10 protein-coding genes and 1 pseudogene are annotated in these 11,046 nt (G+C 47.7%); 6 read left to right on the forward strand and 5 right to left on the reverse strand.

The window, feature by feature from the left end:
- Window positions 1-225 (forward strand): annotated as a pseudogene (locus tag QZ331_RS13770) (RNA pseudouridine synthase); the annotation flags it as partial.
- On the opposite strand, the gene QZ331_RS13775 reads toward QZ331_RS13770, so the two are convergent.
- Both QZ331_RS13775 and QZ331_RS13780 read right to left on the reverse strand, forming a co-directional pair.
- Window positions 222-1,583 carry an MATE family efflux transporter gene (locus QZ331_RS13775; RefSeq protein ID WP_294631245.1) on the reverse strand — a complete coding sequence of 454 codons (1,362 nt, stop codon included), beginning with the start codon at window positions 1,581-1,583 and terminating at the stop codon, window positions 222-224. The pseudogene QZ331_RS13770 and the gene QZ331_RS13775 sit on opposite strands and share 4 nt — an antisense overlap.
- A gap of 56 nt (window positions 1,584-1,639) precedes the next feature.
- Entirely contained in the window at window positions 1,640-1,906 is a 267-nt protein-coding gene (locus tag QZ331_RS13780; protein ID WP_294631247.1) for a GNAT family N-acetyltransferase, read from the reverse strand.
- Window positions 1,907-2,043: 137 nt separating this feature from the next.
- Between QZ331_RS13780 and QZ331_RS13785 the strand changes: the two genes are divergently transcribed.
- The 3 genes from QZ331_RS13785 to galB are packed head-to-tail and all read left to right on the forward strand — an operon-like array spanning window position 2,044 to window position 6,466.
- On the forward strand, window positions 2,044-3,024 hold the full coding sequence (locus QZ331_RS13785; RefSeq protein WP_294631249.1) for a lytic transglycosylase domain-containing protein: 981 nt from the start codon (window positions 2,044-2,046) through the stop codon (window positions 3,022-3,024).
- 19 nt (window positions 3,025-3,043) lie between these two features.
- Window positions 3,044-3,931 carry an ion transporter gene (locus QZ331_RS13790; RefSeq protein WP_294631250.1) on the forward strand — a complete coding sequence of 296 codons (888 nt, stop codon included), beginning with the start codon at window positions 3,044-3,046 and terminating at the stop codon, window positions 3,929-3,931.
- Window positions 3,932-3,964: 33 nt separating this feature from the next.
- Window positions 3,965-6,466, forward strand: coding sequence for a beta-galactosidase GalB (galB, locus tag QZ331_RS13795; protein WP_294631252.1), 2,502 nt, complete (start codon window positions 3,965-3,967; stop codon window positions 6,464-6,466).
- Window positions 6,467-6,906: 440 nt separating this feature from the next.
- Here the strand turns inward: galB and QZ331_RS13800 are convergent, their stop codons facing one another.
- The 3 genes from QZ331_RS13800 to QZ331_RS13810 form a co-directional block, all read right to left on the reverse strand.
- Complete coding sequence (locus QZ331_RS13800; protein ID WP_294631254.1) at window positions 6,907-7,680, reverse strand: TIGR03915 family putative DNA repair protein; 774 nt, start codon at window positions 7,678-7,680, stop codon at window positions 6,907-6,909.
- Complete coding sequence (locus QZ331_RS13805) at window positions 7,677-8,945, reverse strand: putative DNA modification/repair radical SAM protein (protein ID WP_294631256.1); 1,269 nt, start codon at window positions 8,943-8,945, stop codon at window positions 7,677-7,679. Before QZ331_RS13805 ends, QZ331_RS13800 begins: the two co-directional genes overlap by 4 nt.
- Window positions 8,946-9,099: 154 nt before the next feature.
- The gene (locus QZ331_RS13810; protein ID WP_294631258.1) at window positions 9,100-9,276 is read right to left on the reverse strand and encodes a histone H1; all 177 of its coding nucleotides are present in this window, start codon (window positions 9,274-9,276) and stop codon (window positions 9,100-9,102) included.
- Between the two features lie 149 nt (window positions 9,277-9,425).
- Here QZ331_RS13810 and QZ331_RS13815 point away from each other — a divergent pair, with 149 nt between their 5' ends.
- On the forward strand, window positions 9,426-10,073 hold the full coding sequence (locus QZ331_RS13815) for an ATP-binding protein (RefSeq protein ID WP_294631260.1): 648 nt from the start codon (window positions 9,426-9,428) through the stop codon (window positions 10,071-10,073).
- A 171-nt stretch (window positions 10,074-10,244) separates the two neighbouring features.
- Window positions 10,245-10,874, forward strand: coding sequence for a hypothetical protein (locus QZ331_RS13820; protein ID WP_294631262.1), 630 nt, complete (start codon window positions 10,245-10,247; stop codon window positions 10,872-10,874).
- Window positions 10,875-11,046: the final 172 nt, after the last annotated feature.

An 11,046-nucleotide genomic window follows, 5' to 3' on the forward strand; every position in this document is an offset into this window, starting at 1 on the left:
GCAAGTTCAAAGCGACATACCCGCATCACCTTGTATCCGTTGACCGGACGTACACACCAGCTACGCATACATACCGCCCACCCGAAAGGGCTGAACCGCCCCATTCTCGGCGATGAGCTATATGGCAAGAAAGCAGACAGGCTGTATCTACACGCAGAATATATCGAGTTCCGCCACCCTATCTACGAAGATATAATCTGCATACAAAAAGAAGCGGACTTTTAAATCGCCACCGCCGCCGTAAGCGCCTGTCGCTTCAATCGCCTGTACACATAGACGAAAGCGGGAACAAGGAAGAGGTCGGCAGCTATCCAAGCCATCGGGTCGCCATAGCACACGGCAAGGAAACCGAAAGCGGGCACCGCATACAGACTGACAAGAACCCGCGCAATCATCTCCGCCACCCCGGAGAACATGGCAAGATTGGTGAAGCCCACCCCTTGAATGGTGTAACGCAAAATACACAATAATCCGAGCGCAGGGAAGAACACACAGGAGATATGAAGGAAGAGTTCCGTATCCAACAGTATCTCCGTTTCCGACGGAGACACAAAAATCAGGGCAAAGTACCTGGCTCCCAATATCAGAAGTACGAAAGTAAATGCCGCATAGACTATCATCATCAAGGCACTTGCCTTAATCCCCAGCCAAATGCGTTGCGGTTTGCCGGCACCGTAATTCTGTCCGCTATACGTTGCCATTGCAATGCCCAGGCTCTCGAATGTACAGATGAAGAACATCTTGATTCGCATTGCCGAAGTAAAGGCAGCCACACAAGCCGTACCCAACGCATTGTTTGCACTTTGCAGCATGATACTGCCAATGGCGGTAATGGAAAACTGAAGTCCCATAGGCACACCAATATAGAGCAGCGTTTTAGCCAACTTCGACTGAAACCGGCGTTCTTTCGCAGTACTCTGCAAGATAGCAAACTTACGATACATATAAAAATAGCAAAGCACTGCCGAAAGCCCCTGTGAGATAACCGTGGCAATGGCAGCCCCCGCCACTCCCCAACCAAGCACCAGGATACAGAACAAATCGAGGATTATATTAAGAACCGTAGAGAGCAACAGAAACCAAAACGGTGTCTTGCTGTCGCCCAATGCACGGATAATACTTGAAAGAAGATTGTAGAAGAACGTAAAAGGCACGCCGATAAAAGTGACCAGCAGATAAGCATACGCTCCTTCAAAAATATTCTCCGGCGTGCGCATCATCCGAAGAATATCCGCACAAAAGATACTGGTAACGATAGCAACCGTGACAGACATCCCCAAAGCGAGTTTCAGACTGACGGATATATAACTGCGCATCGTACTATAATCTCTCGCTCCGAACTTCTGCGCCACGGGAATACCGAAACCGCCGCAACAACCGTTGCAAAATCCCAAGATGAGGAATACGACCGACGTGCTGGCTCCTACCGAAGCCAACGCATTAATACCCAAAAACTTTCCAACGATTGCCGCATCGACAAGCGAGTACGTTTGTTGCAGCAGATTGCCGAGCAAAAGCGGCAGTGTAAATCTTAAAATAAGAGGGAATGCCGGACCTGCCGTCATCTCTTTAGAAATTGCCATACGTCTATGTTCTAAAATTGCGCGCAAAGATAGCAAAATCTATCAGACGCGGCAACTTATCCGCACATTTCGGGATGCCTCTCCAGCCAGCGCACCGCAAACGAACAGGTCGCTTTCGGCTTCATCCCGTTGGCAAGGGCATATTCGTAGGCAGCCTTCACCAATGCGGCAGCCACCCCTCGCCCTTCTATCGGACGGGGCACAATCGTGTGGATGATGTCAAGCGAATCACCCAACAGGCGATATTGTACAAAGGCAGTACGCCCGTCTACTTCTGTTTTGAACAAATACTGTTCGGGTTGATGAATAATTTTATAATCCATAAGCTATTTTTTAAATTGTATCACCGGATACATTCAAAAAACGCATAAAATGCAGGAAAAGTTCTTTGTGAAACACAAAATGAGGTTATCTTTGCACAATAAGTCTGACTACTGAATAAATAAGAGAATAAAACGAGATGAAAAAACAAACGAAAATCAACTATATCCTCACTTTTATATTGGTGTTCTGCATAGGTGCCACCCTCCCCGTCCTGATAGGCAGCAGCCAAGTGAACGAACCCCATTCGGTAAAGTCGGAAGTGCCTTATTGCGTCACCCCTCCTACCGTGCCTTCACAGGTTGTCTTTGACGGAACCGCCATCGACCTTCGCCGCTACGACCGCCGCGAACGGATGGATCGCGAAATGATGGCTTTCACCTATATGCACTCCACAACCATGCTTCTGATAAAACGTGCCAACCGCTATTTCCCCATCGTAGAACCGATATTGAAAGCAAACGGTATCCCCGACGATTTCAAATATCTGATGGTGATTGAAAGCAACCTGAACACCATCGCACGCTCCCCCGCCGGAGCAGCCGGACTGTGGCAGTTCATGCCCGCCACCGGACGGGAATTCGGACTGGAAGTGAACGACAACGTGGACGAACGCTACCATATAGAAAAAGCAACCGTCGCCGCCTGCAAGTACTTCAAACAAGCGTATGCCAAATATGGCGACTGGATGGCAGTATCCGCCGCTTACAACGCCGGACAGGCACGCATCTCCTCGCAACTCGAAAAGCAGTTGGCAAGCCATGCGATGGACTTGTGGCTGGTGGAAGAGACATCGCGCTATATGTTCCGCCTGCTGGCCGTCAAGGAGATACTCAGCAACCCGCAACGTTACGGATTCTTGCTGAAAAGAGAACATCTCTACCCTGCCATCCCCTACAAGGAGGTGACTGTGAATACCTCCATCGCCAACCTAAGTGAGTTTGCCAAGCAGCAGGGAATCGGCTATGCACAACTCCGCGACGCCAACCCGTGGCTGCGCGATACCTCGCTGAAAAACAACAGTGGAAAGACATATGTCTTGCGCATACCTACGAAAGAAGGGATGTATTACGAGCCGAAGAACACCATTGTCCACAACAAAAACTGGGTGATAGACTAATCCCTACACACGTTTCCTCATGAAACTGAAAGAAAGAATCCACCGCTTTATGCATGACGAGCAACTGAAACGGAAGTTATACGTCATCATCTTCGAATCGGACACCCCTGCCGGGAAACGGTTTGACGTGGTTCTTATTGGGTGCATCCTGGTCAGCGTGCTGCTTGTCATCATCGAAAGCCTGAAAGGACTTCCTCCGTATCTGACAACTCCGTTCGTCGTGCTTGAATATCTTTTCACCGCTTTCTTTACATTCGAGTATCTGACCCGAATCTACTGCTCGCCCCGTCCGAGAAAATACGTTCTCAGTTTCTTCGGCATTGTCGACCTGCTGGCAACGCTGCCCCTTTACATCGGACTGCTTTTCCCCGGAGCACGTTACCTGCTCATCATACGTACCTTCCGGCTGATACGTGTGTTTCGTGTATTCAAGCTCTTCCACTTCCTCAACGAAGGCGAACGGCTGCTTACCGCCCTGCACGAAAGCAGTAAAAAGATTGCAGTGTTCTTCTTGTTTGTCGTTATCCTGGTGACTTCCATCGGGACACTGATGTACATGATTGAAGGCACACAGCCCGATACCGAATTCAACAACATACCGAACAGCATCTATTGGGCCATCGTCACCATGACCACTGTAGGATACGGAGACATCACTCCCGCCACCGGCTTCGGACGCTTTCTCTCCGCCTGCGTGATGCTCATCGGTTACACCATCATCGCCGTGCCCACCGGCATTGTTTCGGCGTCAATGATGAAAGACTACAAGCAGAAACAAAAGAAGAAGTGCCCGCACTGCCACCGCTCCGGACACGCAGAAAACGCCGCATACTGCAAATACTGCGGCAGCCGTCTCTCCTCCTCCGAATCCGCCGAAGGGGAAAACAACCTACAGGATTCGGAATAAAAGTAAACAACAATCTTTACCCCATATATATGTATGAAAAAACATTTTAAAATCGCAGCAGCTCTCTTGATAGCTGTACCCGCCTTGGCCATTGCGCAAGTGCGTACCCAACAAACCTTTGAAAAGGGATGGAAGTTTACCCGCGAAGACAGCAAAGACTTCGGCAGAAAAGAGTATGACGACGCCAAATGGCAAGCAGTCAACGTTCCGCACGACTGGGCTATCTACGGGCCTTTCAGTATCGAGAACGACAAACAGAATGTAGCCATCACCCAAGACGGACAGAAGGAAGCGATGGAACACGCCGGACGTACGGGCGGACTTCCCTTCGTCGGAGTGGGCTGGTATCGGCTCAACTTCGAAGCACCGGGATTCTCCTCGGGCAAGAAAGCAACCCTTATCATCGACGGCGCCATGAGCCATCCGCGCGTTTACATCAACGGACAGGAAGCGGGTTACTGGCACTATGGCTACAACTCCTTCTGCATCGACGCCACTCCTTATCTGAAAGCGGACGAACAGAACACACTCGCCATCCGCCTGGAGAACGAAACCGAATCCTCGCGCTGGTATCCGGGTGCGGGACTCTACCGGAACGTGCACTTAGTGATTAACGAAGACGCCCACATCCCCACGTGGGGAACCCAACTGACCACGCCCGTGGTGAAGAAGGAGTTTGCCAAAGTAAACTTGAAAACCAGTCTCGAAATCCCTTCCGGCAAATCTTTGACTGACTACCGCATCGTGACCGAGCTGACTGCTCCCGACGGTAAAGTGGTAGCCGCCAACGAAAAGAGAGGTACGAAGTATGACGGAAAAGTCTTTGAGCAGGATTTCGTGGTAGACGCTCCTCTCTTGTGGTCGCCCGACTCGCCTTCACTTTATGCCGCCGTATCCAAAGTGTACGAAGGAAACACGCTGAAGGACGAATACACCACGACTTTCGGTATCCGCTCCATCGAAATCATCCCGAACAAAGGATTTTACCTGAACGGCGAACGCACCGTATTCAAAGGTGTCTGCAACCACCACGACTTAGGTCCTTTGGGTGGTATCGCCAACGAAGCCGGTATCCGTCGCCAAATACGTATCCTGAAAGACATGGGCTGCAACGCCATCCGTACTTCGCACAATATGCCTGCCCCCGAACTGATTCGCGCCTGCGACGAAATGGGTATGATGGTAATGGCGGAATCGTTCGACGAATGGAAGAGCGCCAAGTTGCAGAACGGTTACCATAAGATTTTCGACGAATGGGCGGAGAGAGACTTGGTGAACCTGATTCATCAGTTCCGTAACAATCCGAGTGTAGTAATGTGGTGCATCGGCAACGAAGTACCCGACCAATGGAACGGCAACCGCGGCCCGAAACTCTCGCGATTCCTGCAAGACATCTGCCATCGCGAAGACCCCACGCGTCCCGTCACTCAAGGAATGGATGCTCCGGACGCCGTGGTCAACAACAATATGGCTGCCGTGATGGACGTGGCAGGATTCAACTACCGCCCGCACAAATATCAGGAAAACTACAAGAAACTGCCGCAACAGATTATTTTAGGTAGCGAGACGGCTTCTACTGTCAGCTCGCGCGGTGTTTACAAACTGCCCGTAGCGCGCCGCTCGATGCAGAAATATCCCGACCATCAGGCCTCTTCGTACGATGTGGAACACTGTGGATGGTCTAACTTGCCCGAAGACGACTTCATCCAGCACGAAGACCTTCCCTACTGCATCGGCGAATTTGTATGGACCGGTTTCGACTATCTCGGCGAACCTACCCCGTATTATACCGATTGGCCCAGCCACTCCTCGCTGTTCGGTATCATCGACCTTGCCGGACTGCCGAAAGACCGCTATTATCTCTATCGCAGCCATTGGAACAAAAACGCAGAGACCCTCCACATCCTGCCCCACTGGAATTGGAAAGGACACGAAGGCGAGGTAGTGCCTGTCTTTGTCTACACCAACCACCCGTCTGCCGAACTGTTTATCAACGGCAAGAGCCAGGGTAAACGCACGAAAGACCTCTCCGTAACAATTGACAATAGCGCCGACTCCACCTCTACCGCCAATCTGAAACGCCAGCAACGCTATCGTCTGATGTGGATGGATACAAAATACGAACCGGGCACGGTGAAAGTGGTGGCTTACGACAAAAACGGAAAGGCTGTAGCCGAAAAAGAGATTCACACGGCCGGAAAGCCGCACCACATCGAACTGATTCCCGACCGTACACAGATTAAAGCCGATGGCAAAGACCTGTCGTTTGTCACAGTGAGAGTAGTCGACAAAGCGGGCAACCTCTGTCCGTTGGCCGACAATGTTATCAGCTTCAAAGTGAAAGGTGCGGGAAGCTACCGTGCAGGAGCCAACGGAAATCCGGCTTCGCTCGAATCGTTCCAAACTCCGAAAATGAAAGTATTTAACGGTATGATGACAGCAATCGTCTCTTCTTCGGAAAAGCCGGGAAAAATCACACTGGAAGCTACCGGAAAGGGATTGACGAAAGGCGTGCTGGAGATTGAAAGCAAATGATAAAGGAAATCTCCTAAAAAAACATATGATAACCGTAGACGTAGCATAGCGAAATCTACGGTTATTTTTTATAGAAACTTCTATAAAAATATTTTTCTACAATATAGCAAACACTAAAACGGAAAACATTCTTTGGAGGATGCTTACGTTCAGTCTATCGGTTAGCAGAGAATTGCCTAAGATTTAATTTTCCGTTGCCTACAGACTAACGGTCGGAATGCATAAATTTATTCGTCTGACTATAGTTGAACTTGCGTCTGACTGTAGTGTTTCTTTCGTCTGACTATAGTCAGACGAAAAGACCACTATAGTCAGACGAATAAATTTTAGTAAGAAAACCGACAGACATTCGCATGGCAGCCGACAGGCCATCGCAGGAAAAAGATTAGTTTTATATGAGGTTCATGCGTGTGTATGCAACGTTTTCGTTAAGTGACACGTTACCGCTGCTTCTCCGTCAGATACTTCCAATAGCGCACAGGCATATTCTGCCTGTGTTTTCTCGGATTCAAACGTTCTTTTATACAAATAGCCTTGAAATAAGTTTTCCAAAGTTGCTGGAAGAGTTTTTCATCTTTATCCATCAGGCTTTCATCCAGCATTCCCGTTATCAGATGGGATTCACGGCTGTCTTCATCGAAATAAACCGGAGTCACCTCCTGCAAATCGTAGTAAAAGCCGTAACAACGCTTCATATCATAGATAATCCACCTTTGGTCGGCAAAGCGGTCCTTGAAATGCTCGACGGCAAGCGGAAGCGCATTGAACTGCGGTTCGAAGGCTGCAAAGAATGTACCGTCCGCCGCCTTCTGAAAACGGGCAAACTGCATCAGGTGTACACGCTCCCCATTCACTTTCTTCCAGATTTGTGCAAGCCGCAGCACATCCGGGTCGGCAAAATTGGTCTCAATGGAACGGGAAGCATCAATCGCCTTGCAGATATAACGAAAGATAAGCATACCCACTTCGGGCAACTCGGACAACCAACTTTGAGTCAGACACCCCAACGCGGAAGAGGAAACCTTTTTCTGCAAACCACGCCATACGCGGGCAGCTTTCTCCTCGTCGGTGACCACCGTATGCAGTTCATCATAAAATAAAGGTAAGGTATCTCCTTCCGACAACAACTCGTCGGGAAAGGTCTTGCGGAAATAAGCATCAAAAACAGCAGTCAGCAAGCCGTCGAAGGTTTTATCGTAAACGTAAATACTCATTCTCCAAAATCAAGTGTCAACTGGCGTTCATCTGTTTTCTTTTTGCCTTTGGGCAGCAACAAAGTACGCACCCGTTGCGGCGAAAGCTCATTCACCGTCTGCATCTGCAAAGGCAGTTCTTTACAGGTAATGAAGTATTGTGCTTTCTTCATCACTACTCCTATCTTCTTCAATTCGTAAAAACCCAACCGGGAGAAACGCCGGGAAGCAACAATCAGTCTCGCCGACTTCACCCCGATGCCCGGCACACGGAGAAGCATCTCGTAATCCGCTTTATTGATATCAACAGGGAAATGCTCGGGATGACGCAAGGCCCACGAGAGTTTCGGGTCTATCTCAAGGTCGAGATGGGGATAAGCGTCGTCTACGATTTCATCTACCTTGAATTGGTAGAAACGCAACAGCCAGTCTGCCTGATAAAGCCGGTTCTCGCGCACCAATGGAGGCTGCTTCAAGGCAGGCAGACGCTTGTCGTAAGTATTCACGGAGACATAACCGGAATAATAGACACGCTTCATCGTGGGACGGTTGTAGAGTGCCGACGTAAGGAAAAGTATGTCTTTATCCGTCTCGGAAGTAGCGCCGACAATGACTTGCGTACTCTGTCCGGCCGGTGCAAACCGTGGGGCGTGGCGGAATTTCTGCCGCTCCTCCTTGCTCTCCAGCACTCCTTGCTGGATATACTTCATCGGGGCAAAGACACTCTTGTGGTCTTTCTCCGGAGCAAGCAGTTTCAGATTTTCTTCTTTGGGAATTTCGACATTGACACTGAGACGGTCGGCATACAAGCCGGCTTCGTTCACCAACTCGCGGCTGGCACCGGGGATGCTTTTGAGATGGATATATCCGTTGAAGCGATGCACTTGCCGCAAATCTTTTGCCACACGTACCAGCCGCTCCATCGTATAGTCCGGATTGCGGACAACGCCTGAACTGAGAAACAACCCTTCAATATAGTTGCGGCGATAAAATTCCATTGTCAGTTCCACCAGTTCGGATACGGAGAAGGTGGCGCGGGGAAGGTCGTTGCTACGGCGGTTGATGCAGTAGGCGCAGTCGTAGATGCAATAATTGGTAAGCATGATTTTCAACAACGATATGCACCGTCCGTCTTCGGCAAAACTGTGACATATCCCCCATCCTCCCACAGTATTGCCCAGCATCCCCGGTTTATTGGAACGCACTGTGCCACTGGACGAACAAGAAACATCGTACTTCGCCGATTCTGCAAGTATCTTCAGTTTAGCCAAGACATTTTCATTCATATAGTAATCCGATTACAACGGCAAATATACAATTAAAATTAATTTGATTTTTTCACCTCCATTAAAAAAAGATATCGCCAATACAAAAAGAAGGTCTGCCACACAAGCGGCAGACCTTCTTCTTTTTCCTAATATCTCAGTAGTCTTCTAATTATTATTTCTTAGAAGCTTCCAAAGATGCTTTGCGGAATTCCTTCATTGCTTTTTCAATTTCCAAAGAAATCTTACGAGCACGAGTTCCTGCTGCTTTGTTACCATTTTCAATCTGAGCATTAGCATCTTTTGAGAAGTCAGCATAAAGAGCTGCTACTTTTTCAACCAATTCTTTCATAATCCCTTTATAGTTTTTTCGTTAATAATGTGCCGCAAAAATACATTGTTTCCCGAAATAAATGCATAAAAACAATCTTTTTTTTGAAATAATCCCCGAATTTTATGCAAAAAAAAGGCTTTTCACCTTTTTTATCTACCTTTGCATCCATGAAATTGCTTACAGATACCGATTATATACATACACTGATTGCTGAAGGTGAGCATCAACAACAGGATTTTAAGTTTGAAATTTCCGATGCACGCAAAATAGCCAAAACCCTCTCTGCATTTGCCAACACGGACGGAGGACGATTGCTTATCGGCGTGAAAGACAATGGGAAAATAGCCGGAGTACGTTCTGAAGAAGAGAAGTATATGATTGAAGCCGCCGCACAACTTTACTGCGTACCGGAAGTGGAATACACACTAAAAACATACATAGCAGAAGGACGACAAGTCTTAGTGGTTACAATCGAAGAAACTCCGCACAAATCGGTATATGCCAAAGATGAAACAGGCAAACCGCTTGCCTATCTACGCATCAAAGACGAGAATATACTGGCAACGCCCATCCATCTGCGTGTATGGCAGCAGAGCGGTAATCCGTGTGGAGAACTTATCTGTTACACCGACCGCGAACAACTTCTGTTGGAAACACTGGAACAAGAAGCATTGCTCTCACTCAACCGTTATTGTCGGCAAACAGGTCTTTCACGCCGAGCCGCCGAGCATCTGCTTGCCAAATTTATTCGTTACGATATTGTGGAACCTGTATTCGAAAATCACAAATTCTACTTCCGGATAAAAAGAGAATAACCGTCAACCATAAAAAAGAGATAATGACAGACATCGAAAAGGGATTGGAATATTAGTGAAACCCAACTGTTTTTCGTATCTTTGCGGACAGCTTGCCAAGCGAGATTCATACAATAGAGTCTCCTGGTAACCAAATCGTAAGTTGTAAATAATAAAATTGTAAATATAACAATGGGCTTATTTGGTTTATTCAAGAAAAAATCCGATGAAACGACCGTCGGAAATGTAGAGGATTTTATATCTCTGACCCGGGTTTATTTCCAGTCAGTAATCGCCACCAATCTTGGCATTACAAATATCCGATTCCTGCCGGACGTGGCTAACTTCAAACGCTTATTTAAAGTACCCACTCAGAATGGTAAATTGGGACTGGCAGAAAAAGCGGCTGCCCGAAAGATGCTGATGCAGGATTACGGATTGAACGAACGTTTCTTCAAAGAAATTGACGCTTCCGTAAAGCGTAATTGCCGCACACAGAACGACATTCAGTCTTACTTGTTCATGTATCAGGGATTCTCTAATGACCTGATGATGCTGATGGGGAACCTGATGCAATGGAAATTCCGTATGCCCTCCATTTTCAAGAAGGCTCTTTACGGAATGACACAAAAAACAGTTCATGATGTATGCACCAAGATGGTATGGAAAGCTGACGACGTACATAAAACGGCTGCCGCTGTCCGTCAATACAAAGAGCGTTTGGGATACTCGGAACAATGGATGACAGATTATGTCTATAATATTGTCCTGCTGGCTAAAAAAGAGCCGAAACGTAAAAATGACGGCACGGAAACGAAATAACAAGTAGCCACAAAGATTAGGAAATCAGAAATGATTGACATAATAGAAAGAGGATATCGGAAGGTATCCTCTTTTTTTGTGCAAACAGTCATTACAATTCATATAGTTACTGGGTTGTTTTTTGCATTTCCAACAATTTTGTTTACTTTTGTGTTAAACAACGTATCAGTAT

This window comes from uncultured Bacteroides sp. (genome assembly GCF_910586915.1).
In the GTDB taxonomy this organism is placed as follows: domain Bacteria; phylum Bacteroidota; class Bacteroidia; order Bacteroidales; family Bacteroidaceae; genus Bacteroides.

Bases quoted from the DNA above. Each gene is read 5' to 3' on its own strand.
- QZ331_RS13775 (WP_294631245.1), bottom strand. From the start codon at position 1,583: ATGGCAATTTCTAAAGAGATGACGGCAGGTCCGGCATTCCCTCTTATT.
- QZ331_RS13780 (WP_294631247.1), bottom strand. From the start codon at position 1,906: ATGGATTATAAAATTATTCATCAACCCGAACAGTATTTGTTCAAAACA.
- QZ331_RS13785 (WP_294631249.1), top strand. From the start codon at position 2,044: ATGAAAAAACAAACGAAAATCAACTATATCCTCACTTTTATATTGGTG.
- QZ331_RS13790 (WP_294631250.1), top strand. From the start codon at position 3,044: ATGAAACTGAAAGAAAGAATCCACCGCTTTATGCATGACGAGCAACTG.
- galB (WP_294631252.1), top strand. From the start codon at position 3,965: ATGAAAAAACATTTTAAAATCGCAGCAGCTCTCTTGATAGCTGTACCC.
- QZ331_RS13800 (WP_294631254.1), bottom strand. From the start codon at position 7,680: ATGAGTATTTACGTTTACGATAAAACCTTCGACGGCTTGCTGACTGCT.
- QZ331_RS13805 (WP_294631256.1), bottom strand. From the start codon at position 8,945: ATGAATGAAAATGTCTTGGCTAAACTGAAGATACTTGCAGAATCGGCG.
- QZ331_RS13810 (WP_294631258.1), bottom strand. From the start codon at position 9,276: ATGAAAGAATTGGTTGAAAAAGTAGCAGCTCTTTATGCTGACTTCTCA.
- QZ331_RS13815 (WP_294631260.1), top strand. From the start codon at position 9,426: ATGAAATTGCTTACAGATACCGATTATATACATACACTGATTGCTGAA.
- QZ331_RS13820 (WP_294631262.1), top strand. From the start codon at position 10,245: ATGGGCTTATTTGGTTTATTCAAGAAAAAATCCGATGAAACGACCGTC.